This is a genomic window from Pseudomonas sp. URMO17WK12:I11 (assembly GCF_007677725.1).
In the GTDB taxonomy this organism is placed as follows: Bacteria; Pseudomonadota; Gammaproteobacteria; order Pseudomonadales; family Pseudomonadaceae; genus Aquipseudomonas.
Window position 1 is genome coordinate 185,268 of record NZ_VEDF01000006.1, and the last position, 23,775, is coordinate 209,042.

At 61.4% G+C, this 23,775-nt stretch carries 22 protein-coding genes; 17 read left to right on the forward strand and 5 right to left on the reverse strand.

Annotated elements, in window-relative coordinates:
- The first annotated feature begins 207 nt into the window (after positions 1 to 207).
- From puuE to FS665_RS13790, 7 genes are all read left to right on the forward strand, one after another.
- Positions 208 to 1,134, forward strand: coding sequence for an allantoinase PuuE (puuE, locus tag FS665_RS13760; RefSeq protein WP_145189170.1), 927 nt, complete (start codon positions 208 to 210; stop codon positions 1,132 to 1,134).
- Positions 1,134 to 1,649, forward strand: coding sequence for a 2-oxo-4-hydroxy-4-carboxy-5-ureidoimidazoline decarboxylase (uraD, locus tag FS665_RS13765; protein WP_145189173.1), 516 nt, complete (start codon positions 1,134 to 1,136; stop codon positions 1,647 to 1,649). The genes puuE and uraD overlap by 1 nt, the downstream gene beginning before the upstream one ends.
- 50 nt (positions 1,650 to 1,699) lie before the next feature.
- A complete protein-coding gene (locus FS665_RS13770) occupies positions 1,700 to 2,203 on the forward strand; it encodes an ureidoglycolate lyase (RefSeq protein WP_012315446.1) in 504 nt (167 codons plus the stop codon).
- A 57-nt stretch (positions 2,204 to 2,260) separates the two neighbouring features.
- Positions 2,261 to 3,589 (forward strand): urate hydroxylase PuuD, encoded by a 1,329-nt coding sequence (locus tag FS665_RS13775; protein ID WP_145189175.1) that lies wholly within the window; start codon positions 2,261 to 2,263, stop codon positions 3,587 to 3,589.
- 147 nt (positions 3,590 to 3,736) lie between these two features.
- The gene (locus tag FS665_RS13780) at positions 3,737 to 5,092 is read left to right on the forward strand and encodes a nucleobase:cation symporter-2 family protein (protein WP_145189178.1); all 1,356 of its coding nucleotides are present in this window, start codon (positions 3,737 to 3,739) and stop codon (positions 5,090 to 5,092) included.
- Positions 5,093 to 5,231: 139 nt separating this feature from the next.
- Entirely contained in the window at positions 5,232 to 6,017 is a 786-nt protein-coding gene (locus tag FS665_RS13785; protein WP_145189181.1) for an outer membrane protein OmpK, read from the forward strand.
- 353 nt (positions 6,018 to 6,370) lie between these two features.
- A complete protein-coding gene (locus tag FS665_RS13790; RefSeq protein ID WP_145189184.1) occupies positions 6,371 to 7,153 on the forward strand; it encodes an outer membrane protein OmpK in 783 nt (260 codons plus the stop codon).
- Between the two features lie 60 nt (positions 7,154 to 7,213).
- Here FS665_RS13790 and FS665_RS13795 read toward each other — a convergent pair whose 3' ends face one another.
- A complete protein-coding gene (locus FS665_RS13795; protein ID WP_145189187.1) occupies positions 7,214 to 8,134 on the reverse strand; it encodes a DUF808 domain-containing protein in 921 nt (306 codons plus the stop codon).
- 148 nt (positions 8,135 to 8,282) lie between these two features.
- Here FS665_RS13795 and FS665_RS13800 point away from each other — a divergent pair, with 148 nt between their 5' ends.
- Positions 8,283 to 8,894: a TetR/AcrR family transcriptional regulator gene (locus FS665_RS13800; RefSeq protein ID WP_145189190.1), complete on the forward strand. Its 612-nt coding sequence runs from the start codon at positions 8,283 to 8,285 to the stop codon at positions 8,892 to 8,894.
- Between the two features lie 82 nt (positions 8,895 to 8,976).
- Here FS665_RS13800 and FS665_RS13805 read toward each other — a convergent pair whose 3' ends face one another.
- Positions 8,977 to 9,417 (reverse strand): heme-binding protein, encoded by a 441-nt coding sequence (locus tag FS665_RS13805; protein ID WP_145189193.1) that lies wholly within the window; start codon positions 9,415 to 9,417, stop codon positions 8,977 to 8,979.
- Positions 9,418 to 9,672: 255 nt separating this feature from the next.
- Between FS665_RS13805 and gcl the strand changes: the two genes are divergently transcribed.
- From gcl to FS665_RS13835, 6 genes are all read left to right on the forward strand, one after another.
- Positions 9,673 to 11,448: a glyoxylate carboligase gene (gcl, locus tag FS665_RS13810; RefSeq protein WP_145189196.1), complete on the forward strand. Its 1,776-nt coding sequence runs from the start codon at positions 9,673 to 9,675 to the stop codon at positions 11,446 to 11,448.
- Between the two features lie 53 nt (positions 11,449 to 11,501).
- A complete protein-coding gene (gene hyi / locus FS665_RS13815) occupies positions 11,502 to 12,284 on the forward strand; it encodes a hydroxypyruvate isomerase (protein WP_145189199.1) in 783 nt (260 codons plus the stop codon).
- 77 nt (positions 12,285 to 12,361) lie between these two features.
- Complete coding sequence (locus FS665_RS13820) at positions 12,362 to 13,255, forward strand: 2-hydroxy-3-oxopropionate reductase (protein ID WP_145189201.1); 894 nt, start codon at positions 12,362 to 12,364, stop codon at positions 13,253 to 13,255.
- A 223-nt stretch (positions 13,256 to 13,478) separates the two neighbouring features.
- Positions 13,479 to 14,753, forward strand: coding sequence for a glycerate kinase (locus tag FS665_RS13825; RefSeq protein WP_145189204.1), 1,275 nt, complete (start codon positions 13,479 to 13,481; stop codon positions 14,751 to 14,753).
- Positions 14,750 to 16,165, forward strand: coding sequence for a pyruvate kinase (gene pyk, locus FS665_RS13830; protein ID WP_145189207.1), 1,416 nt, complete (start codon positions 14,750 to 14,752; stop codon positions 16,163 to 16,165). Before FS665_RS13825 ends, pyk begins: the two co-directional genes overlap by 4 nt.
- Positions 16,166 to 16,314: 149 nt before the next feature.
- Positions 16,315 to 17,181 carry an urea transporter gene (locus tag FS665_RS13835; RefSeq protein ID WP_145189210.1) on the forward strand — a complete coding sequence of 289 codons (867 nt, stop codon included), beginning with the start codon at positions 16,315 to 16,317 and terminating at the stop codon, positions 17,179 to 17,181.
- On the opposite strand, the gene FS665_RS23700 is transcribed toward FS665_RS13835, so the two are convergent.
- Positions 17,157 to 17,855 carry an RHS repeat-associated core domain-containing protein gene (locus tag FS665_RS23700; protein WP_256675092.1) on the reverse strand — a complete coding sequence of 233 codons (699 nt, stop codon included), beginning with the start codon at positions 17,853 to 17,855 and terminating at the stop codon, positions 17,157 to 17,159. The two genes, FS665_RS13835 and FS665_RS23700, sit on opposite strands and share 25 nt — an antisense overlap.
- Positions 17,856 to 18,008: 153 nt before the next feature.
- Here FS665_RS23700 and FS665_RS13845 point away from each other — a divergent pair, with 153 nt between their 5' ends.
- On the forward strand, positions 18,009 to 18,833 hold the full coding sequence (locus FS665_RS13845; protein WP_178108347.1) for an ion transporter: 825 nt from the start codon (positions 18,009 to 18,011) through the stop codon (positions 18,831 to 18,833).
- On the opposite strand, the gene FS665_RS23925 is transcribed toward FS665_RS13845, so the two are convergent.
- The gene (locus FS665_RS23925) at positions 18,795 to 19,502 is read right to left on the reverse strand and encodes an RHS repeat-associated core domain-containing protein (protein ID WP_145189215.1); all 708 of its coding nucleotides are present in this window, start codon (positions 19,500 to 19,502) and stop codon (positions 18,795 to 18,797) included. The genes FS665_RS13845 and FS665_RS23925 overlap by 39 nt on opposite strands.
- Positions 19,503 to 19,690: 188 nt before the next feature.
- Here FS665_RS23925 and FS665_RS13855 point away from each other — a divergent pair, with 188 nt between their 5' ends.
- Entirely contained in the window at positions 19,691 to 20,689 is a 999-nt protein-coding gene (locus FS665_RS13855; RefSeq protein WP_145189217.1) for a sulfate ABC transporter substrate-binding protein, read from the forward strand.
- Between the two features lie 92 nt (positions 20,690 to 20,781).
- Here FS665_RS13855 and FS665_RS13860 read toward each other — a convergent pair whose 3' ends face one another.
- Positions 20,782 to 21,723: a class I SAM-dependent methyltransferase gene (locus tag FS665_RS13860; RefSeq protein ID WP_145189220.1), complete on the reverse strand. Its 942-nt coding sequence runs from the start codon at positions 21,721 to 21,723 to the stop codon at positions 20,782 to 20,784.
- A gap of 506 nt (positions 21,724 to 22,229) precedes the next feature.
- Here FS665_RS13860 and FS665_RS13865 point away from each other — a divergent pair.
- Positions 22,230 to 23,762 (forward strand): NCS1 family nucleobase:cation symporter-1, encoded by a 1,533-nt coding sequence (locus tag FS665_RS13865; protein ID WP_145189223.1) that lies wholly within the window; start codon positions 22,230 to 22,232, stop codon positions 23,760 to 23,762.
- Positions 23,763 to 23,775 lie beyond the last annotated feature (13 nt).

A 23,775-nucleotide genomic window follows, 5' to 3' on the forward strand; every position in this document is an offset into this window, starting at 1 on the left:
GCCGATGGTCCCGAGCCATTAACTGACCGAACGGGCAAGTTTCTTGCAGTGATTGACGCAGCGGTTTCTCAGGCGACCACACGGAAGAAATGCGGAAAAACAGGCTTACAAATGATTTCAGAAGTTGTATACAATCAGCCCATCCGGTGGTGCGACATCCCGACGCGGCCCGCCACCCCTGCACAACGCACAAGAAGGAAGACTGCAGTGAGCGCTGACTATCCTCGCGACCTGATCGGTTACGGCAACAACCCTCCTCACCCGCAATGGCCGGGCAACGCGCGTATCGCGCTGTCCTTCGTGCTCAATTACGAAGAAGGCGGTGAACGCAACATTCTTCACGGTGACAAGGAATCCGAAGCCTTCCTGTCGGAAATGGTAGCGGCCCAGCCGTTGCAGGGCGTACGCAACATGAGCATGGAGTCGCTCTACGAATACGGCAGCCGCGCCGGCGTCTGGCGCTTGCTGAAACTGTTCAAGGACAGCGGTGTACCGCTGACCATCTTCGCCGTGGCCATGGCCGCCCAGCGTCACCCGGACGTGATCCGCGCCATGGCCGAGGCCGGTCACGAGATCTGCAGCCACGGCTACCGCTGGATCGACTACCAGTACATGGACGAGGCCCAAGAGCGCGAGCACATGCTCGAAGCGATCCGCATCCTCACCGAGATTACCGGCGAGCGCCCAGTCGGCTGGTACACCGGCCGCACCGGCCCCAACACCCGCCGCCTGGTGATGGAGGAAGGTGGCTTCCTGTATGACAGCGACACCTATGACGACGACCTGCCCTACTGGGAGCCGAACAACGCCACCGGCAAGCCGCACCTGGTGATTCCCTACACCCTGGACACCAACGACATGCGCTTCACCCAGGTCCAGGGCTTCAACTGTGGCGAGCAGTTCTTCCAATACCTCAAGGACGCCTTCGACGTGCTCTACGAAGAAGGCGCCGAGGCACCGAAGATGCTCTCGATCGGCCTGCACTGCCGGCTGGTCGGTCGCCCTGCCCGCCTGGCTGCGCTCAAGCGCTTCGTCGACTACGCCAAGAGCCACGAGCAGGTCTGGTTCGCCCGTCGCGTGGACATCGCCCGCCACTGGCACGCCACCCACCCGTACAAGAAAGAGAACGCCTGATGACCGCTTTCAAGACCCTGACGCCTTCGACCCTGGACCGTGACACCTTCGTCAAGGCCTTCGCCGACATCTATGAACACTCGCCGTGGGTCGCCGAACGCGCCTATGACCTGGGCCAGCTGGCCGAACTGGACCAGATCGAAGCGCTGCACCAGCGCATGAGCGATATTCTACTCAGCGCCACGCATGCCGAGCAGTTGGCGCTGATCAACGCCCACCCGGACTTGGCCGGCAAGGCCGCGGTACGCGGCGAGCTGACCGAATCGAGCACCAACGAGCAAGCCGGCGCCGGTATCCATCAATGCACCGCCGAAGAGTTCGCGCGCTTCACCGAACTCAACGAAGCGTACAAGGCCAAGTTCCAGTTCCCCTTCATCATGGCGGTCAAAGGCAGCAACCGGCATCAGATTCTCGCCGCCTTCGAGCAACGCATCCATAACGACACCGATGCCGAGTTCAAGGAAGCCTTGGCGCAGATCAACCTGATCGCGCTGTTCCGGCTGTTGCAGCTGTAAGCGACAACCGCACCTCATTCAGAACAACGATTAATAGAAGAGATATCCGCATGCGCACCCTGATGATCGAGCCCCTGACCAAAGAAGCCTTCGCCCCATTCGGAGACGTGATCGAAACCGACGGCAGCGACCACTTCATGATCAACAACGGCTCGACCATGCGTTTTCACAAGCTCGCCACGGTCGAGACCGCCGAGCCTGAGGACAAGGCGATCATCAGCATCTTCCGCGCCGACGCGCTGGACATGCCGCTGACCGTGCGCATGCTGGAACGCCATCCGCTGGGCAGCCAGGCTTTCATCCCGCTGCTCGGCAACCCCTTTCTGATCGTGGTCGCGCCCGTTGGCGATGCACCTGTATCAGGTCTGGTCCGTGCCTTCCGCAGTAATGGCAGGCAGGGCGTTAATTACCATCGCGGCGTTTGGCACCACCCGGTGCTGACGATCGAAAAGCGGGATGACTTCCTGGTGGTTGATCGCAGCGGTTCTGGCAACAACTGCGACGAGCATTACTTCACCGAGGAACAGATGCTGATCCTCAATCCCCACCAATAAGAAAAGGTCGATCATCCCGGTGTCGAAGCCGGGCGGTGATCGGCAGAGGTACATACTGTGGAAGCACACCTTCACGAATGGCTGAACCTGAGCATTCGCTGGGTTCACATGATCACCGGTGTCGCCTGGATCGGTGCATCGTTCTACTTCGTCTGGCTGGAGAACCACCTGAATCGAAGCAATCCGCGCGATGGGTTGTCAGGTGACCTCTGGGCCATTCACGGCGGTGGTATCTACCACCTGGAGAAATACAAGCTCGCCCCACCGAAAATGCCGGAGAACCTGCACTGGTTCAAATGGGAAGCGTATTTCACCTGGATGTCCGGTATCGCCCTGCTGTGCGTGGTGTTCTACTGGAACCCAACGCTGTACCTGCTGGCACCTGGCAGCACCTTGACCGGTGCCGAGGGCGTGGCCATCGGTATCGGCTCGCTGGTGGCCGGCTGGTTCATCTACGACTTCCTGTGCGACTCGCCACTGGGCAAGCACCCGGCCCTGCTCGGTGCAGTGCTGTTCGTGCTGATCATCGCGGCGTGCTTCGGCTTCAGCCAAGTGTTCAGCGGCCGCGGCGCGTACCTGCATACCGGCGCGATCATCGGCACCATCATGGTCGGCAACGTGTTCCGCATCATCATGCCGGCCCAGCGCCAGCTGGTGGCGGCAATCGAGAACAACCAGACGCCTGACCCGGTACTGCCGGCCAAGGGCCTGCTGCGCTCGCGCCACAACAACTATTTCACCTTGCCGGTGCTGTTCATCATGATCAGCAACCACTTCCCGAGCACCTACGGTAGCCAGTACAACTGGCTGATCCTGGCCGGCATTGCAGTCGCAGCGGTGTTGATCCGTCATTACTTCAACACCCGCCACGACAGCAACAAGTACGCCTGGACCCTGCCGGTCGGCGCACTGGCGATGATCTGCCTGGCCTACGTCACCGGTCCCAAGCCGATGGCGACCAGCCCTGAGCAAGCCGCAGCGCAGGTCGAATACCAGCCACTGCCGGCAACCGCAGTCGGTGGCAAGACCGCCGCCGAGCATCGCGCCGAGCAAGCCGCACAGGCCGCCCAGGCACCTGCCGAGCCTGCACAAGCGCCAGCCCAGGCCTCGGCCCAGGCCGGTGGTGACAGCTTCGAGAAGATTCACAGCGTCATCCAGGAACGCTGCACCGTGTGCCACTCGTCCAAGCCGACCAGCCCACTGTTCAGCGCAGCGCCAGCCGGCGTGATGTTCGACACCCCGCAGCAGATCCAGGCCCAGGCCGCGCGCATTCAGGCGCAAGCGGTCGCCAGCCAGATCATGCCACTGGGCAACATCACGCAGATGACCGCCGAGGAGCGCAAGCTGGTCGGTGACTGGATCGCCAAAGGCGCCCAGGTCAACTGATCGAACTGCAAGCCTCTAGCTGTACGTAGTAGGAAGCAAGCATCGAGTGTCAGGCTCCAACGCGGAAACCACAGGCTTTTTCTTGAAGCTTGCCGCTTGGAGCTTGTCGCTTGGATCCGAGAATAAAAACAAAACTCGAGGTGCTGCATGTCCGAGTCCCGCAAGGCGTACATCCCAGTTGCGCCGCCGCGACAGCCTTTGCCCCTGTTCCAACTGTTCCTGGTTGGCCTGCAACACGTGTTGCTGATGTACGGAGGCGCGATTGCGGTGCCTCTGATCATCGGCCAGGCCGCCGGTCTGTCCCGTGAGGAAGTCGCCTTTCTGATCAACGCCGACCTGCTGGTCGCCGGCGTCGCCACCATCGTGCAATCGTTCGGCATCGGCCCGGTCGGGATCCGCATGCCGGTGATGATGGGTGCCAGCTTCGCTGCCGTCGGCAGCATGGTGGCCATGGCCGGCATGCCCGGCGTGGGTCTGCAAGGCATCTTCGGTGCAACCATCGCTGCCGGTTTCTTCGGCATGTTGATCGCGCCGTTCATGTCCAAGGTAGTGCGCTTCTTCCCCCCACTGGTCACCGGTACGGTGATCACCTCCATTGGCCTGTCGCTGTTCCCCGTGGCCGTCAACTGGGCCGGGGGCGGTCAGGAAGCCACCACCTTCGGTTCGCCCATCTATCTGCTGGTCGCAGGCCTGGTGTTGGCGGTGATCCTGCTGATCAACCGCTTCATGCGTGGCTTCTGGGTCAACGTGTCCGTGCTGGTGGGCATGGGCCTGGGCTACATCCTGGCGGGCTCGATCGGCATGGTCGACCTGTCGGGCTTGAGCGAAGCGCCGTGGCTGCAAGTGGTGACGCCCCTGCACTTCGGCATGCCGACCTTCAGCCTGGCGCCGATCCTGTCGATGTGCCTGGTGGTGGTGATCATCTTCGTCGAGTCCACCGGGATGTTCCTGGCCCTGGGCAAGGTCACCGAGCGTGAAGTCACCCCGGGGATGCTGCGTCGCGGCTTGCTGTGCGACGCTGGGGCATCGTTCGTCGCTGGGTTCTTCAACACCTTCACCCACTCCTCGTTCGCCCAGAACATCGGCCTGGTGCAGATGACCGGCGTGCGCTGCCGCTATGTCACGGTCACGGCCGGAGCGCTGCTGATTCTGCTCAGCCTGCTGCCCAAGGCGGCCTACCTGATCGCCTCGATTCCCCCTGCAGTGCTGGGCGGCGCGTCGATTGCCATGTTCGGCATGGTTACCGCCACCGGGATCAAGATTCTTCAGGAAGCTGACATCGGCGATCGTCGCAACCAGCTGTTGGTGGCGGTGAGCGTGGGCTTCGGCCTGATTCCCGTGGTGCGGCCGGAGTTCTTCGCACAGATGCCACAGTGGATGGAGCCAATCACCCACAGCGGTATCGCCATGGCCACGGTCAGTGCCCTGGTACTGAACGTGCTGTTCAACATCCTCGGTGGCGCCGAGCGCGCCGTGCACAACGACGCCTGCCACCAGCACTGAGCCAAGCGGGGCGGCGCAACTTGCCGCCCCTGGTCTTTCGCCCTCAACGCTTCACCGTCGGCCCGCCGGAATGGGCCGCTCGGGGCGCCTGCGCGCCAAAAAAACCGCCAACAAAAACAATAAGTCCGGGAAGCACACCATGAAGCGCATCACCCCGTCTCTGCTATTGGGCAGCAGCCTGCTGGCCACCCTCCCCGCGCATGCCGACGACTGGCTGCAATGGCACGGCGAGAGCCTGACCTACCTGTATGGCAAGGATTTCAAGGTCAACCCGAGGATCCAGCAGACCGTCACGTTCGAGCACGCCAACAAGTGGAAGTACGGCGACACCTTCCTGTTCGTCGACAAGATTTTCTACAACGGCAAGGCCGACGCCAGCAAAGGCGTGACCACCTACTACGGCGAATTCAGTCCGCGCTTGTCGCTGGGCAAGATCTTCGACCGCAAGTTGGCCTTCGGGCCGATCAAGGACGTGTTGCTGGCCATGACCTACGAGCGTGGCGAAGGCGATAACGAGGCCTACCTAATTGGTCCGGGCTTCGACCTAGCGGTGCCGGGCTTCAACTACTTCACCCTGAACTTCTATGTGCGCAACACTGAGGGCAGCCGCCCGGGCGACAATGTCTGGCAGATCACTCCGGCCTGGTCGTACACCATCCCGGTCGGCAAGTCGGACATTCTGTTCGACGGCTACATGGACTGGGTCACCGACAACGACCAGACCCGCCGCGGCACCTATCACGCCAACCTGCACTTCAATCCCCAGGTCAAGTACGACCTGGGCAAGGCCCTGAACCTGGGGGTCAAACAGCTCTACGTCGGCTTCGAATACAGCTACTGGAAAGATAAGTACGGCATCGACAGCCGCGGCAATCTGGACAGCAACCAGAGTGTCGCCAGCGCGCTGATCAAGGTACATTTCTGAAAACCTGACCACGTGCCCAGCTTTGAATCACCGTGCGCCAGGAAGGAGCACTTGAGGCGCGGCGCGCAAGCCAGTAATCTGCGCGCCCCCTCGATCAGGGCAGGAAGGATTCTGCCCGCGTTTACTGACCGCTCAGTCAATGAATTCGGGCGGTTGGCCAACGTGTTGCCAGCCTGAAATACCCATTTTCATCCGTTGTGAACGAGTCGAGCAGGAAGGTTGTGGCTAACCCGGAAAGTTGGCGCAGCGCTTGCCAAACAGCTGTGGCCAATCGAAAAAAGCTGACTCAAAAGACAAAAAAGGCGCCAACACCGAGCGCTGACAACAGATCCACCAAGGGAGCGACACTCGCAATGCGTACCATCAATAGCCTGATTCTCGCGGGCGGCCTGCTGGCCTGCGGCACTACCTTCGCCGATGACCTGCTGCAGTGGCAGAGCAACAGCCTGACTTACCTGTGGGGCAAGAATTTCAAGGTCAACCCGGCGATTCAGCAAACCCTGACCTTCGAACACGCCGACGGCTGGAAGTACGGCGATAACTTCATCTTCGTCGACAAGATCTTCTACCAGGGGCAGAAAGACGCCGGTAACGGGCCGAACACCTACTACGGCGAGATCAGCCCGCGGCTGTCGTTCAACAAGATCTTCGACCAGAAACTGGAATTCGGCCCGGTCAAGGACGTGTTGCTGGCCATGACCTACGAGTTCGGCGAGGGTGACACCGAGGCCTACCTGATCGGCCCAGGCTTCGACCTGGCGATTCCAGGCTTCGATTACTTCCAGCTCAATTTCTACAACCGTACCACCGACGGCAGCCGCGCCGGCGACAACGTGTGGCAGATCACCCCGGTATGGGCCTACACCATCCCCGTGGGCGATTCCGACGTGCTGATCGACGGCTTCATGGATTGGGTAGTGGACAACGACGAGAACCGTCGCGGCACCTACCACGCCAACCTGCACTTTAACCCGCAGATCAAGTATGACCTGGGCAAGGCTTTGCACCTGGGCGAAAAGCAGCTGTACGTCGGTGTCGAGTACGATTACTGGTCGAACAAGTATGGCATCAAGGACAGCGATGCCTTCACCACCGACCAGAACACCATGAGCTTCCTGGTCAAGGTGCACTTCTGACCTGAGCCAAACGCGCGCGCCCACCATCACGTGGGCGCGACGCCTATTCCGATGGCCGGGTCATCGCGCGACTCGACGGCGAACCTTCGAAACGCCACTGACCACCAGCGCGGTAAGCCATCCTGCCAGCGCCCCGACCACGCCAAAGGCCACCAGCTTGACCGCCGCGCTCCAGCCTCCAATCGCTGCGACCAGCGCCTCGACGGCGTGCTCGAGTGGGGCAATGCCTTCGGCGACGAACGTTCCGCCGACCAGGAACATGGCAACCGTGCCGATCCACGACAGCGCTTTCATCAGAAACGGTGCGGCCGAGACCAGCAGCTCGCCAGATGCCCTGAGCGCCCTGCCCCACACCCCTTGCGCCTTCGATTTGGCCAGCGCAAAGCCGGCGTCGTCCAGGCGCACGATGCCCGCGACCAAGCCGTAGACGCCGATGGTCATCACCACCGCAATCAAGGTGAGGGTCAAAATCTGCTGATACAGAGGCGCATCCGCGACAACGTTCAAGGTGATGACAATGATCTCTGCGCTGAGAATGAAGTCGGTCTTGATCGCACCTTTGATCTTGCGCTTTTCATATTGGGCAAGTTCTTCTGCGGTCTTGGGGACGGCCTTTTTACCCTGCTCGGCAGAACCATGCCCTTTGCGGGAAAACTTGTCCTTGATCGCCTCGTAGCCTTCGTAGCACAGGTACAACCCGCCTGCCATGAGCAACCACTTCACTGCCGCAGGGAGCACGGCGCTGAGAATCAGCGCGCACGGCACCAGGATGGCCTTGTTCTTGAGCGAGCCCTTGAACACGGCCCAGACCACCGGCAGTTCGCGATCGGCTTTCATGCCGGTGACTTGCTCAGCGTTCACGGCCAGATCGTCGCTCAGGACGCTGGCCGATTTTTTCGCGGCGACCTTGCTCATCAGCGAGATGTCATCCAGCAGCGCCGCGATGTCATCGAGTAATGCAAAAAAGCTGCTGCCCGCCATGTCCGATTCTTCCTAAGTGAATACTTCGCTCTGAGGCACCAGACTGCCTGACTCACCCCCGGGTTCCCTGCCTTGAGCCGTCGTCGGGCACGGTGCTACCATGCCCGATCCCTCCGAGAGGCGGTCTAACACGAGGAAGAGCCCTGACATGAGCACCATTCGCGAGCGCAACAAGGAGCTGATCCTGCGCGCAGCCAGTGAAGAATTCGCCGACAAGGGCTTCGCCGCCACCAAGACCAGTGACATTGCCGCCAAGGCTGGGCTGCCCAAGCCGAACGTGTACTACTACTTCAAATCCAAGGACAACCTCTATCGCGAGGTCCTGGAAAGCATCATCGCACCCATCATGCAGGCGTCGACGCCGTTCAATGCCGACGGCGACCCCAAGCAGGTGCTCAGCGCCTACATTCGCTCGAAGATCCGCATTTCGCGTGACCTGCCCCATGCCTCAAAGGTGTTCGCCAGCGAAATCATGCACGGTGCGCCGCATCTCTCGGCCAACCAGGTGGAGCAATTGAACGAGCAGGCGCGGCACAACATCGAGTGCATTCAGCGCTGGATAGACCGCGGGCAGATCGCCCATGTCGATGCGCATCACCTGATGTTCAGCATCTGGGCGGCGACTCAGACGTATGCCGACTTCGATTGGCAGATCTCGGCGGTGACCGGCAAAGCCAAGCTCACCGACAGCGACTACGATGCAGCGGCGCAGACCATCATTCGCATGGTGCTCAAGGGCTGCGAGCCGGAAGTGGCTTGAATCAGTTTCGCCCAGACCTGCTCGCGGGCCTGGCAACGGCCTTGCCAGGAACCACGAGCAAACCTGGGCAGACAGGCAATGGCTAGGCTGCCACGCCCGCGTCGGCCTTCATTCCCGCCGCTTCGATCGCACTGATCGCGCACTGCTCATCGATATCCGAGGTATCGCCGCTGATACCGACCGCCCCCAGCACTTTACCCTCCTGATCGCGAATCAATACCCCACCCGGTGCCGGCACCACTGGCCGTTCACCTAGCCCGTTCAAGGCGGCGAAGAATGCAGGCCGTTGTTGCGCATCCAGCGCCAGCAGGCGCGAGCCTTTGCCGACGGCAATCGCACCCCAGGCTTTGCCAATGGCCACGTCCGGGCGAATCAGGCTGGCGCCGTCTTCGCGCTGCAGCGCCAACAGATGGCCGCCGGCGTCAAGCACGGCCACGGTCAATGGCGCGGCGTCGATCTTGCGCCCGGCAGCCAGCGCAGCATTCACCAGGCTGACCGCGATTTTCAGGTTCAAAGCGTTCATGACAGGTCCTCTTCTTGTTGTTGGAAGCCATAGGGCAAGTGAAAATCGGATAAGCCAATAGAACACAACTCGGTTGGTTTTTGTATACAATAAATTGAAACGATCGTATGCGATGGCGCAAACGATCATTTTCATGGGCGCTCGGCGCCAACGCACTCAGCCCGACGAAAACCCGTTGACCTGAAGCGCCAGCCGTGAATACACTCTGGCACAAAGAAAGTTGTATACAATTACAAAATCGATGAGGCACAAATCATGAGCAAAATGAGAGCAATCGATGCAGCCGTTCTGGTCATGCGCCGTGAAGGTGTAGAGACTGCGTTCGGCATCCCGGGGGCTGCCATCAACCCGCTGTACTCGGCCCTGAAGAAAGTGGGTGGCATCGATCACGTCCTCGCTCGTCACGTCGAAGGCGCCTCGCACATGGCCGAGGGTTACACCCGCGCCAATCCAGGCAACATCGGCGTGTGCATCGGTACCTCAGGTCCCGCCGGTACCGACATGGTCACAGGCCTGTACAGCGCCTCGGCCGACTCCATCCCGATCCTGTGCATTACCGGTCAGGCGCCACGTGCTCGCCTGCACAAGGAAGACTTCCAGGCCGTGGACATCACCAGCATCGTCAAGCCCGTCACCAAGTGGGCCACAACCGTGCTGGAACCCGGTCAGGTGCCTTATGCGTTCCAGAAAGCCTTCTTCGAAATGCGCAGCGGCCGTCCGGGCCCGGTGCTGATCGACCTGCCGTTCGACGTGCAGATGGCCGAAATCGAGTTCGACATCGACGCCTACGAGCCGCTGCCGGTGCACAAGCCGGCCGCCAGCCGCGTGCAGGCGGAAAAAGCCCTGGCCATGCTCAATGACGCTGAGCGCCCACTGCTGGTGGCAGGCGGCGGCATCATCAATGCCGACGCCAGCGACAAGCTGGTCGAATTCGCAGAGCTGACCGGCGTGCCGGTGATCCCGACCCTGATGGGCTGGGGCACCATCCCGGACGACCACGCGTTGATGGTCGGCATGGTCGGCCTGCAGACCTCGCACCGCTACGGCAATGCCACCCTGCTCAAATCCGATCTGGTGTTCGGCATCGGCAACCGCTGGGCCAACCGTCATACCGGCTCGGTGGACGTCTACACCGAAGGCCGCAAATTCGTCCACGTGGACATCGAACCGACCCAGATCGGCCGCGTGTTCACCCCAGACCTGGGTATCGTTTCCGATGCAGGCCAGGCCCTCGATGCCTTCCTCGAAGTGGCACGCGAGTGGAAAGCGGCCGGCAAGCTCAAGTGCCGCAAGGCCTGGCTGGAGGACTGCCAGCAACGCAAGGCCAGCCTGCAACGCAAGACCCACTTCGACAACGTGCCGGTCAAGCCGCAGCGCGTCTATGAAGAGATGAACCAGGTATTCGGCAAAGACACCTGCTATGTCAGCACCATCGGCCTGTCGCAGATCGCTGGCGCGCAGTTCCTGCACGTGTACAAGCCCCGCCATTGGATCAACTGCGGCCAGGCCGGCCCGCTGGGCTGGACCATTCCAGCGGCCCTGGGTGTGGTCAAGGCCGACCCGGCGCGCAAGGTGGTGGCACTGTCGGGCGACTATGACTTCCAGTTCATGATCGAAGAACTGGCAGTGGGCGCGCAGTTCAACCTGCCGTATGTCCACGTGCTGGTGAACAACGCCTACCTGGGCCTGATTCGCCAGGCGCAGCGTGGCTTCGACATGGATTACTGTGTACAACTGGCGTTCGAGAACATCAACTCGACCGACGCTGCCACCTACGGTGTCGACCATGTCGCCGTAGTCGAAGGCCTGGGTTGCAAGGCCATCCGCGTATTCGAACCGGCAGAGATCGCTCCGGCCTTGCTCAAGGCGCAGAAGATGGCCGAAGAGTTTCGCGTGCCGGTGGTGGTCGAAGTGATCCTCGAGCGTGTGACCAACATTTCCATGGGCACCGAGATCAACGCGGTCAACGAATTCGAAGACCTGGCCCTGGTCGGTAACGACGCGCCAACCGCCATCTCGCTGCTGGACTGACCGCCTGACGCCCCCGGCCGCGACCGGGGGCCCTCATCGCAAGGAGACACCCCATGCCTCGCTTTGCCGCCAACCTGTCCATGCTGTTCACCGAACAGGACTTCCTGGCCCGCTTCAAGGCTGCCGCCGACGCAGGTTTCAGCGGCGTCGAATACCTTTTCCCGTATGATTTCAGCGCCGCCGAAATCAAGCAGCAGCTCGACGCCAATGGCCTCACCCAAGTGCTGTTCAACCTGCCGGCCGGCGATTGGGCCAAAGGTGAGCGTGGCATCACCTGCCACCCTGACCGCGTGCAGGAATTCCGCGATGGCGTCGACAAGGCCATCGAGTACGCCAAGGTGCTGGGCAACACCCAGGTCAACGCCCTGGCCGGGATTCGCCCGCAAGGCCTGGCCTGCGCCGACGTGCGCAAGACCTTCGTCGACAACCTCAGGTATGCCGCCGACAAGCTCAAGGGCGCCGGGATCCGCCTGGTCATGGAAATGATCAACACCCGCGATATCCCGGGCTTCTACCTCAATACCACTGAGCAGGCCTTGGATATCCAGGCCGAAGTGGGCAGCGACAACCTGTTCCTGCAATACGACATCTATCACATGCAGATCATGGAAGGGGACCTGGCGCGCACCCTGCAAACCAACCTCGCCCTGATCAATCACGTCCAGCTCGCCGACAACCCAGGGCGCAACGAGCCAGGTACCGGTGAAATCAATTACCGCTTCCTGTTCGAGCACCTGGACCGCATCGGCTACCAAGGCTGGGTGGGCGCCGAGTACAAGCCGCTGACCACCACCGAGGCGGGTCTGGGCTGGCTGAAAACCCATAACGCAATCTAAGACCGTACACGCAATCTGCAGGGGCGCCCCGGCAACGCAGCCCACCCAGATTCAACAACTACAAGAGGCACATTCTCATGGCTAAAATCGGTTTCCTCGGCACTGGCATCATGGGCAAACCCATGGCGCAAAACCTGCAGAAAGCAGGCCACAGCATCTTCGTCTCCACCCACCACGATGCAGCACCTGCCGACCTGATCGCTGCCGGCGCCGTGGCCCTGGCCAACCCGAAGGAAGTGGCTCAGGAAGCTGAATTCATCATCGTCATGGTCCCCGACACCCCGCAGGTCGAGAGCGTGCTGTTCGGTGAAAACGGCGTTGCCGAAGGCGTAGGGCCGAACAAGGTGGTGATCGACATGAGCTCGATCTCCCCGACCGCCACCAAGGCCTTTGCCGAGAAGATCAAGGCCACCGGCGCTGCCTACCTGGATGCCCCGGTATCCGGCGGCGAAGTCGGCGCCAAGGCGGCGACCCTGAGCATCATGGTCGGCGGTTGCCCGAAAGCCTTCGAGCGCGCCCAGCCGCTGTTCGAGGCCATGGGCAAGAACATCACCCGTGTCGGTGGCAATGGTGACGGCCAGACCGCCAAGGTCGCCAACCAGATCATCGTCGCCCTGAACATCCAGGCGGTCGCCGAAGCGCTGCTGTTCGCCGCCAAGAATGGCGCGGATCCGGCCAAGGTGCGTGAAGCGCTGATGGGCGGTTTCGCCTCCTCGAAGATTCTCGAAGTGCACGCCGAGCGCATGATCAAGGGCACCTTCGACCCAGGCTTCCGCATCAACCTGCACCAGAAGGACCTCAACCTGGCCCTGCAAGGCGCCAAGGAACTGGGCATCAACCTACCCAACACCTCCAACGCCCAGCAAGTGTTCAACACCTGCCAGGCCCTGGGTGGCGGCAACTGGGACCACTCGGCGCTGATCAAGGGCCTGGAGCACATGGCCAACTTCTCGATCCGCGACGAGCAATAAGTTGCAAGCCTCACTGGCCTCATCGCGAGCTGCGCTCGCTCCTACGGGATCAGCGCAAAGCCCGTAGGAGCGAGCATAGCTCGCGATAAAGCCCACGCCGCCTGACCTGCGACCACAGATCAGGCAGCGACACCGAGCAACACCCGCCCCTGGTTCGGCCTGCACGGAGGCAGTTCCAGGGGCGTTTTCGATTCTGCAGAACAACAATAAATGGGAGCCTGCCATGTCGGTCGATCCGCAAAAAATTCTCCGCGAGCTGTTCGACACAGCCATCGCCGCCGCCCACCCGCGCCAGATTCTGGAACCTTACCTGCCCGCCGATCGCAGCGGCCGGGTCATCGTCATCGGGGCCGGCAAAGCTGCCGCCGCCATGGCCGAAGTGGTGGAAAAAAACTGGCAAGGCGAGGTCTCGGGCCTAGTCGTCACCCGTTACGGCCATGGCGCCAACTGCCAGAAGATCGAAGTGGTCGAAGCCGCGCATCCGGTACCCGACGCCGCCGGCCTTGCCGTGGCCAAGCGCGTGCTGGAGCTGGTCAGCGACCTGAACGAAGACGACCGCGTCATCTTCCTGCTGTCTGGCGGTGGTTCTGCCCTGTTGGCCTTGCCCGCCGAAGGCCTGACCCTGGCCGACAAGCAGCACATCAACAAGGCGCTGCTCAAATCCGGTGCGACCATCGGCGAGATGAACTGCGTGCGCAAGCACCTCTCGGCGATCAAAGGCGGTCGCCTGGCCAAGGCCTGCTGGCCGGCCACGGTGTACACCTATGCGATTTCCGACGTACCCGGCGACCTTGCCACCGTCATCGCCTCAGGCCCCACCGTGGCCGACCCCAGCACGTCCGCCGACGCCCTGGCGATCCTCAAGCGCTACGCCATCGACGCGCCTCAGGCGGTGATCGACTGGCTCAACAACCCCGCCTCCGAAACCGTCAAGGCGGGCGATCCGGCCTTGGCGCGCAGCCACTTCCAGCTGATCGCCAAGCCGCAGCAGTCGCTCGAAGCGGCCGCCGTACAAGCCCGCAAGGCCGGCTTCAGCCCGCTGATTCTGGGCGATCTGGAAGGCGAATCGCGCGAAGTGGCCAAGGTGCATGCCGGGATTGCCCGGCAGATCGTGCAGCATGGGCAGCCGCTCAAAGCGCCTTGCGTGATTCTCTCGGGCGGTGAAACCACCGTGACCGTACGCGGCGACGGCCGTGGCGGGCGCAACGCCGAATTCCTGCTCAGCCTGACCGAAAACCTCAAAGGTCTGCCAGGCGTCTACGCCCTGGCCGGCGATACCGACGGCATCGACGGTTCGGAAGAAAACGCCGGCGCCATCATGACCCCGGACAGCTACGTCCGCGCAGCGGCCTTGGGCCTGTCGGCCAGCGACGAGCTGGACAACAACAACGGTTATGGCTATTTCGCCGCGCTCGATGCGCTCATCGTCACCGAGCCGACCCGCACCAACGTCAACGACTTCCGCGCCATTCTGATCCTTGAGACTGCTCAATCATGACGCCTGATAAAAAAGTGAAGATCCTCGCCACCCTCGGCCCTGCGATCGAAGGCATCGACGATATCCGCCAGCTGGTCGAGGCCGGGGTGAATATCTTTCGCCTGAACTTCAGCCACGGCGAGCACGCCGACCACGCCCTGCGCTACCAGTGGATTCGCGAGGTCGAACAGCAGCTGAACTACCCACTGGGTATCTTGATGGACTTGCAAGGGCCGAAACTGCGGGTCGGCCGCTTTGCCGAGGGCAAGGTCCAGCTGCAACGCGGCCAGGCGCTGCGCCTGGACCTGGACAAGGCGCCAGGCGACAGCCAGCGGGTCAACCTGCCACACCCGGAAATCATCGCAGCCCTCGAGCCGGGCATGGACCTGCTGCTTGACGACGGCAAGCTGCGTTTGCGCGTGACCGCCAAGCACAGCGATGCCATCGACACAGAAGTGCTCAACGGTGGCGAGCTGTCCGATCGCAAGGGCGTCAACGTGCCGCAGGCCGTGCTCGAGCTTTCGCCACTCACCGAAAAAGACCGCCGTGACCTGGCCTTCGGCCTGGATCTGGGCGTCGATTGGGTGGCCTTGTCGTTCGTCCAGCGCCCTGAAGACATCGTCGAAGCACGCCAGCTGATCGGTGACCGCGCTTACTTGATGGCCAAGATCGAAAAACCCTCGGCCGTCGAACACGTGCAGGCCATCGCCGAGCTGGCCGATGCAATCATGGTCGCCCGCGGCGACCTGGGCGTGGAAGTGCCGGCCGAGAGCGTGCCGCAGATCCAGAAGCGCATCATCGGCACCTGCCGCCAACTGGGCAAGCCGGTGGTGGTGGCCACGCAGATGCTTGAATCCATGCGCTTCTCGCCAGCGCCGACCCGCGCCGAAGTCACCGACGTGGCCAACGCCGTGGCCGAAGGTGCCGACGCGGTGATGCTGTCGGCCGAAACCGCCTCCGGCGACTACCCGCTGGAAGCGGTGCAGATGATGAGCAAGATCATCCGCCAGGTGGAAAACGGCCCGGACTATCAGGCGCAGCTCGACGTCGGCCGGCCCAAGGCCGAAGCCACCGTGTCGGACGCGATCAGCTGCGCGATCCGGCGTATCAGCGGCATCCTGCCGGTGGCGGTACTGGTCAACTACAGCGAGTCCGGCGCCTCGACCTTGCGCGCCGCGCGTGAACGGCCGCGCGCGCCGATCCTCAACCTGACGCCGAACCTAGCCGCTGCCCGTCGTCTGAGCGTGGCCTGGGGCGTGCATTCGGTGGTCAACGACCGCTTGCGCCAGGTCGACGAGGTGGTTTCGACTGCCTTGGAGATTGCCCAGGCGCAAGGCATGGCCAGCCGTGGCGACACGCTGCTGATCACCGCCGGGGTGCCGTTCGGCAAACCGGGTTCGACCAACACCTTGCGTATCGAGATTCTGGTCTGAAACCCCCTTGGGGCGCTTCGCGCCCCAGTCGGTGCGGCCTTGCGTCATGCTGGGAGGGCGCAGCCCTCCCCCACACCGATACACCTGAACGGCGGATAACCGAGGCCCAAAGAGGCCCACCGCTTACCTTCTCACCTCACTGACTGCCCATGTACACCAAAAATTTCGTCAACCCGTGCCCTGACTGGGCCACGGCCTTGCTCAACGGCTTCAGCCAGGTGCTGCTGCTGCGCAGCCCCCTGTGCGGCCTGTGCTGCCTGCTGGCCATCCTGCTGACCGCCCCGGACCTGGTCGGCGGCGCCCTTCTCGGCGCCCTCGCCGGCCTGCTCACTGCCCAGGCCAGGGGCTACGATCGCGCCGACCGCCAGGCCGGGCTGTATTGCTACAACGGCGTGCTGATCGGCATCCTGATCAGCGCCGTGCTGCCCTGGTCAGCCATGCTCCCGCCGCTGATCATCGCAGCCGGCGGCCTGTCGAGCATGATCACTCACCAGTGGCGCAAGCGTGGAGGCAAGCTGCTGGTCGCCTACACCGCACCCTTCGTGCTGCTCGGCTGGGTTGCCTTGCTATTCGCAAACCCCGCGCCCAGCGTGTTCGTCGAGGCAGAACTTGCCAATGCCGTGGCACGTGGCCTGGGGCAGATTTTTCTGCTCGACCAGCCGCTGGCCGGGCTGCTGATCATCATCGGGATACTCATTGCCAACCCCTATGCAGCCATGTGGGCCGTGCTCGGCTCGGCCATTGGCGGCGGTGTGGCAGTGCTCGCCGACCAGGCGCAAGCCGCAGGGTTTGGCCTGTTCGGCTTCAATGCCGCGCTGGCAGCGCTGGCGTTCAGCCGACAAGGTGAAAAACCGTGGCTGACGATGCTGGCGATTGCACTGGCCTTGTTGCTTCAATCGCTGTTCAAGCTATTGCCGCTGCCCAGCCTGACCGCGCCCTTCGTTATGGCCTGCTGGTTGATGCACATAGGTACGCACCTCACCTGTTTGAATCAACGACGAATGTCTACGACATAATTGTTTGGGACTGCCCTTTGCTGCCTCCCAGGAACTGAGGCTTGTGTATGCGGGGCAGTAAATGCATGCGTAGTGGAAATTTCGATGCGCTCGAATTTTCTCCAGATCAAGTGAGCTCCTCTGACATGGGGCGGTGCAGGGATATAAACATCGCCTTTTTTGAAGTACGTGCCCGATAATTCATCACGCGGCTGGAACTGAGCCACGACTTGAGAATTGATCCTCGGCGAGTTCCCGGTGAACGCGTAGGTCGTGAAGGTCTCACCGTTGACCTTTATCACCTGCAGAGACTTGCCATGGAACGCCGGTTTCGCAAGCGGCTTCAGATGGTCTTTCAAATCTTTCTTGACCAAGCCGTAGCGCGAAAGACTTGCTGTCAGCCCCGTCTTCTGCCCCATATGCCCTGTAGGGTCTACTTCATTGACAGGGTCATCATTGCAATAGCAGTACGCATTGAGACCACCGGCCCCAAATGGGCTGACGCTGTCAGGGCTCGTGAAACGCATCAGCGATGGTGCGTAGCATCGATAACCATTTCCCAGCAAATAGCCTGAAAGGCCTTCATCGAACAGCTGGCCGACGTATGCCAAGATGCTGAAAGGTGCCGAACCTACCAGGTAGCCGAACGGTGCATAAGCGTTACCCGGATTAGGTGTTATGTTCAAAGAGATCATGATCGCTCCAATTCCTGGCTCTACACCGCATCGTTGCCGAAAGATCAAGATCAGAAAACTGGCAGAAATATCAGCTGCCTTTGCATGTCACCGATTGCAGGTAGGCCATCAACCCCTCTAGGCTGCTGCCAACAGTATTTCGAGCCAATGCACATGCCTGCATCGCAATCCCTTCGCGAACGTCTCTACATCATGGTCTTCCAGACCGACACCGTAGCCGGCCGGCGTTTCGACAAGATCCTGCTGTTGATCATCCTGGCCAGCCTGGTAACCGTGATCCTCGACAGTATCGACCAGGTACACCAGGGCTATGCCAGCGTGCTCGCCGGTATCGAATGGGGCTTTACCGCGATTTTCCTCGCCGAATACCTGACCCGCCTGTATTGCTCGCCCAAGCCGTTGCGCTATGCCTTCAGCTTCTACGGCCTGGTCGACCTGCTGGCGATCGTGCCGGGGATCATCGCCCTGTATTACAGCGATGCGCAGTACCTGCTGATCATTCGCGTGATCCGCATGCTGCGCATCTTCCGCGTGCTCAAGCTCAGCCCCTACCTCAAGCAGGCCAATTACCTGCTCAGCGCGCTGGCCGGGAGCAAGCAGAAGATCATCGTCTTCCTGGTCAGCGTATCGACCTTGGTGACCGTGTTCGGCACCCTGATGTACGTCGTCGAAGGGCCTGAACATGGCTTCACCAGCATCCCCAAAGGCATCTACTGGGCCATCGTCACCCTGACCACGGTGGGTTTCGGCGACATCGTCCCCACCACCCCGCTGGGCCAGGTACTGTCTTCGCTGGTGATGATCACCGGCTATTCGATCATCGCCGTGCCGACCGGCATCTTCACTGCCGAGCTGGCCAATGCCATGCGCGGCGAACAGCTGCAGCACGCATGCCCCAGTTGCAGCAAAAATACGCACGAGCAGGGGGCAGCCTTCTGTTCAAGATGCGGTAGTGCGCTGTTCGCTAAGAAAATTTGATTCACGAGGCGGCAGACCTTTACGGATTCGGGAAAGACTTTGATCGAAGATCTCCTGTTTCGCCTCTGTGAACCTGGCCTCTGCATCAGGCTGTCGACTCATCATGTCGCCCAACGCACCGATGGCTTGCGCAGCCAGGTACTCATAAAAGACTGACCTGATCTGTTCGGAACGGAGGGCATTTTCAAGATCAGCGCTGTGATTTTTCGCGTCCGCAAAATCCATATCGAGCGCTCGATAATGGGTAGCTTTCGGCTGGCTTTTTCCCCTGTCATAGCTGAGGACGCTGAACTCTGAATGCAACGTCCGCCCCGTGCGTTTCATCAGCCCAACCGCTTTGAGCCCTCCTGTCAGCGAGAATTTATGCCCAGAGGGATCAATACGATTGACTGGATCCCCAGCGCAGTAGGCATAGGTATTCAATCCGCCCGTTCCAAAGGGGCTGCTTGAATCGGCAGAGAGAAATCTTCGCAGGATCGGTCTGTATAATCTGTAACCGTTGCCGAGCAAATAACCGTGACTGACGGGCGCCCAGCGCTCGCCATTGAAGCCTATAAAAACCCCTTTCTCCAGCGCCCTGTAACCATATGCACAGTAGGCAAGCATCCGTATCTTGCAGTGGGCCTGAGCCATCGGTAAGGATGAAGATAACGCCCTCCATTGCACCATCGCCCCGCTCCTTCTTGAAGGTCTTCCTTCACTGCACTACGAATACGGCAGCCACTCAACTGACAGAACTGATAGGCCGCGCAGCGCTAAGCGCATAAACAAAGAACCATTGGGTCTTTAAATGCCAAAGTCTCAAACGCTATAGTCCCAGGCATTCTGCCCACTCCCATCGATAACAAGGACGCACCGTGAAAAAACTCTTCAGCGCCTCGCTGCTCGCCGCCGGCCTGGCCTTGGGCAACCTGGCCCAGGCTGCCCCAACGCTGCTCAACGTCTCCTATGACGTGATGCGCGACTTCTACAAGGACTACAACCCAGCCTTTCAAAAGCACTGGGAAGCGGAGCACCAGGAGAAGGTCAACGTACAGATGTCCTTCGGTGGCTCGAGCAAGCAGGCGCGTTCGGTGATCGATGGCCTGCCAGCCGACGTCATCACCATGAACATGGCCACCGACATCAACGCCTTGGCCGACAATGGCAAGCTGGTGCCGGACAACTGGGTCAGCCGCTTGCCGAACAACAGCGCGCCGTTCACCTCGGCGACCGTGTTCATCGTGCGCAAGGGCAACCCCAAGGCGCTCAAGGACTGGCCGGACCTGCTCAAGGATGGCGTACAGGTGATCGTGCCCAACCCCAAGACCTCGGGTAACGGCCGCTACACCTACCTGTCGGCCTGGGGCTATGTGCTCAAGCAGGGCGGCGACGAGAACAAGGCCAAGGATTTCGTCGGCAAGCTGTTCAAGCAGGCGCCGGTACTGGACACCGGCGGTCGCGCCGCGACCACCACGTTCATGACCAACCAGATCGGCGATGTGCTGGTGACCTTCGAGAACGAAGCCGAGATGATCGCCCGTGAATTCGGCCGTGATCAGTTCGAGGTGGTCTACCCGAGCGTGTCGGCCGAGGCCGAGCCACCGGTGAGCGTGGTCGACAAGGTCGTGGCCAAGAAAGGTACCCAGGCAGTGGCTGAGGAATACCTCAAGTACCTGTGGTCGCCAGCCGCCCAGGAAATCGCCGCACAGAACTACCTGCGCCCGCGTGACGCGACAGTGCTGGCCAAGTACACCGACCGCTTCCCGAAAGTCGACTTCCTGTCGGTCGAGAAAACCTTCGGCGATTGGCGCACCGTGCAGAAGACCCACTTCAACGACGGTGGCATCTTCGACCAGATCTACACCAATCAATGATCTACAGGCCTCTCGCGGTCACTCAGGACCGCGCGAGGCCTGTCTGCAACAGCCGATCCGTCAGGGTCTATCCATGACCGGTGCGCGCCGTCTCAGGCTGATGCCAGCGCTTGCTGGCGGAACACCAGCGCCTTCAGCCCGCCTGCCGGGTCGGCATCGGGAAACTCCGGCGGGTTGGCCAGGCGCTCGATGAACGCCAAGTCGGGCGCCTGCTCGGCCATGGCGTCGATCAGAAACGCCGGGCCAATGGCCGGGTCGTTGACGCAGGCCAACACCGTGCCGCCGGGGCTGAGCAATTCGGGCAAGCGGCGCAGGATCTTGGCGTAGTCCTGGGTCAACACGAAGCTGCCGCGCTGGAAGGTCGGCGGGTCGATGATGATCAGGTCGTAGGGCCCATATTTGCGTACCTTGCCCCAGGACTTGAACAGTTCATGGCCCAGGTAGGCGACCCGCGAAGCATCGTGGCCATTGAGCCGATGATTATCACGGCCCCGCGCCAGCGCCGCCTTGGCCATGTCGAGGTTGACCACCTGTTCGGCGCCTCCGGCAATGGCTGCTACCGAGAAGCCACAGGTGTAAGCGAACAGGTTCAGCACCCGCTTGCCCGCAGCCTGCTCGCGCACCCAGCGACGGCCATAACGCATGTCCAGGAACAGGCCGTTGTTCTGCCGCACACCGAGGTCGAGCAGGTAACGCAGGCCGTCCTCGATCACCTCACGCTGCTGGCCCGCCTCGCCCAACAGCCACTGGCCCGGGCTGTCCGGCAGGTAGCGGTGCTGGATGAGCACAGCCTGAGCGCTCCATTGCGGGCGTTCGGCAAGACGACGCAGCATGCCCTCGAGTTCGGCCAGCTGCTCAGCGGACGGTTCACGAAACAGCGCAACCGACAGCACGCCCTGCAGCCAGTCCACCGTTACCTGCTCCAGGCCCTCCCAGCAGCGCCCGCGACCATGGAACAGACGGCGGGTCTCGTTGGGCGCGGGATCAAGGCCCGCCTGCAAAATCTGTTCGAGGGTGTGGATAGGCGAGGTCATGGTAGGCCGCAAGCGATTGAAGGGGGCGCATTCTAACGTTTTTGCCAAAGCTCAGCCCAGCGCCAGGAAACCTGACTATTTTTTGTACACACGAATGTCACCTTAGGTGCCATTTTTGTGTGCACTTTGCGAAATTATGCCCCAACCCGTTACACACTTCGTGTAACTAATACTGACCAATCGATCAACTAATATTACTAGAGGCAAATTAAACTTGATCATTTGGTCAAATTATAAATGATGACTTTCAGCTAGTTATAGCCGGCAAAGCGAAGTCAGAAATCAGCAGAATCTAAAGTCCCTTTTTTCATGGCATGGAACTCGCTTTCCTGTGTTCGTGTTTTGTATACACGTTATCCAAAACATCAATACACAAGAACCCGCGACGCCGGCTCCATACCGGCCGCCGCGCCTAGAACCCAGTGATGCCAAGCTGCACCGACGAGATGGCGAGCCCGTGCGCATGCCCGCTCCTCGCAGTCCACACGCATCAGGAGCCTGCCGGAATGAGTACCAGCCTCGACCTTGCCCCTGAACTATCCGTCGCCAGCACACAACCTTCAGCCACTATTGCCGGTGAACTTGCGCACCTTGAATTGAGCCCGCGCCTGCACAACCGCGACCTCGCCCCGACGCGCCTGGCTGGCCGCCGCTGGGGCCGCTACAGCATCTTTGCGCTGTGGACCAACGATGTGCACAACATTGCCAACTACTCATTCGCCATGGGCCTGTTCGCCTTGGGCCTGGGTGGCTGGCAGATCCTGCTGTCCCTGGCCATCGGCGCCGCCCTGGTGTATTTCTTCATGAACCTGTCCGGTTACATGGGGCAGAAGACCGGTGTGCCGTTTCCGGTGATCAGCCGCATCGCCTTCGGTATTCACGGCGCGCAGGTTCCGGCGCTGATTCGTGCAGTCATCGCCATCGCCTGGTTCGGCATCCAGACCTACCTGGCTTCGGTGGTCCTGCGCGTGCTCTTGACGGCCGTCTGGCCAAGCGTGGCCAGCTACGATCACGACAGCATCCTGGGCCTGTCGAGCCTGGGCTGGGTGTGTTTCGTGGCGATCTGGCTGGTGCAACTGGTGATCCTCGCCTACGGCATGGAAATGGTGCGCCGCTATGAAGCCTTCGCCGGGCCGGTGATCCTGCTGACGGTCGCAAGCCTGGCGGTGTTCATGTATTTTCGCGCCGACGCGCGCATCGCCTGGTCGGTCGCAGAACCGCTGAGCGGCTACGAGATGTGGCGCAACATCTTCGCCGGAGGCGCGCTGTGGTTGGCCATCTATGGCACCCTGGTGCTGAATTTCTGCGACTTCGCCCGTTCCTCGCCGTGCCGCAAGACCATCCGCGTCGGCAATTTCTGGGGCCTGCCGGTGAACATTCTGGTGTTCGCCATGATCACCGTGGTGCTGTGCGGCGCGCAGTTCCAGATCAACGGCCAGATCATCGACAGCCCGACGCAGATCGTCGCCAGCATCCCCAGCACGCCGTTCCTGGTGCTGGGCTGCCTGGCCTTTCTGATCGTCACGGTGGCAGTGAACATCATGGCCAACTTCGTCGCCCCGGCCTTCGTGTTGAGCAACCTGGCACCGCGCCATCTGAACTTCCGCCGGGCCGGGCTGATCAGCGCGACGGTGGCAGTACTGATCCTGCCCTGGAACCTCTACAACAGCCCGCTGGTGATCGTGTACTTCCTGTCCGGCCTGGGCGCCCTGCTCGGCCCCCTGTACGGCGTGATCATGGCCGACTACTGGCTGCTGCGCAAAGGCTGCATCAACGTGCCGCAGCTGTATACCGAGCACCCGACCGGCGCCTACCACTACAGCAAAGGCATCAACCTGCGTGCGCTGGCCGCGTTCCTGCCGGCCGCGTTGCTGGCGATCGTCCTGGCGCTGGTGCCGCACTTCCATGGTATCGCGCCGTTTTCCTGGCTGATCGGCGCCGGCATCGCCGCTGCGCTGTACCTGCTGATCGCCCCGCGCAACCGTCACTATCACGATGTCAGCGGCGAGTGCATTGCCGTCGACCACAGCAGCCACTGACCAAGGAGGCCCT

Bases quoted from the DNA above. Each gene is read 5' to 3' on its own strand.
- uraD (WP_145189173.1), top strand. From the start codon at position 1,134: ATGACCGCTTTCAAGACCCTGACGCCTTCGACCCTGGACCGTGACACC.
- FS665_RS13770 (WP_012315446.1), top strand. From the start codon at position 1,700: ATGCGCACCCTGATGATCGAGCCCCTGACCAAAGAAGCCTTCGCCCCA.
- FS665_RS13780 (WP_145189178.1), top strand. From the start codon at position 3,737: ATGTCCGAGTCCCGCAAGGCGTACATCCCAGTTGCGCCGCCGCGACAG.
- FS665_RS13785 (WP_145189181.1), top strand. From the start codon at position 5,232: ATGAAGCGCATCACCCCGTCTCTGCTATTGGGCAGCAGCCTGCTGGCC.
- FS665_RS13790 (WP_145189184.1), top strand. From the start codon at position 6,371: ATGCGTACCATCAATAGCCTGATTCTCGCGGGCGGCCTGCTGGCCTGC.
- FS665_RS13795 (WP_145189187.1), bottom strand. From the start codon at position 8,134: ATGGCGGGCAGCAGCTTTTTTGCATTACTCGATGACATCGCGGCGCTG.
- FS665_RS13800 (WP_145189190.1), top strand. From the start codon at position 8,283: ATGAGCACCATTCGCGAGCGCAACAAGGAGCTGATCCTGCGCGCAGCC.
- FS665_RS13805 (WP_145189193.1), bottom strand. From the start codon at position 9,417: ATGAACGCTTTGAACCTGAAAATCGCGGTCAGCCTGGTGAATGCTGCG.
- gcl (WP_145189196.1), top strand. From the start codon at position 9,673: ATGAGCAAAATGAGAGCAATCGATGCAGCCGTTCTGGTCATGCGCCGT.
- hyi (WP_145189199.1), top strand. From the start codon at position 11,502: ATGCCTCGCTTTGCCGCCAACCTGTCCATGCTGTTCACCGAACAGGAC.
- FS665_RS13820 (WP_145189201.1), top strand. From the start codon at position 12,362: ATGGCTAAAATCGGTTTCCTCGGCACTGGCATCATGGGCAAACCCATG.
- FS665_RS13825 (WP_145189204.1), top strand. From the start codon at position 13,479: ATGTCGGTCGATCCGCAAAAAATTCTCCGCGAGCTGTTCGACACAGCC.
- pyk (WP_145189207.1), top strand. From the start codon at position 14,750: ATGACGCCTGATAAAAAAGTGAAGATCCTCGCCACCCTCGGCCCTGCG.
- FS665_RS13835 (WP_145189210.1), top strand. From the start codon at position 16,315: ATGTACACCAAAAATTTCGTCAACCCGTGCCCTGACTGGGCCACGGCC.
- FS665_RS23700 (WP_256675092.1), bottom strand. From the start codon at position 17,855: ATGATCTCTTTGAACATAACACCTAATCCGGGTAACGCTTATGCACCG.
- FS665_RS13845 (WP_178108347.1), top strand. From the start codon at position 18,009: ATGCCTGCATCGCAATCCCTTCGCGAACGTCTCTACATCATGGTCTTC.
- FS665_RS23925 (WP_145189215.1), bottom strand. From the start codon at position 19,502: ATGGTGCAATGGAGGGCGTTATCTTCATCCTTACCGATGGCTCAGGCC.
- FS665_RS13860 (WP_145189220.1), bottom strand. From the start codon at position 21,723: ATGACCTCGCCTATCCACACCCTCGAACAGATTTTGCAGGCGGGCCTT.
- FS665_RS13865 (WP_145189223.1), top strand. From the start codon at position 22,230: ATGAGTACCAGCCTCGACCTTGCCCCTGAACTATCCGTCGCCAGCACA.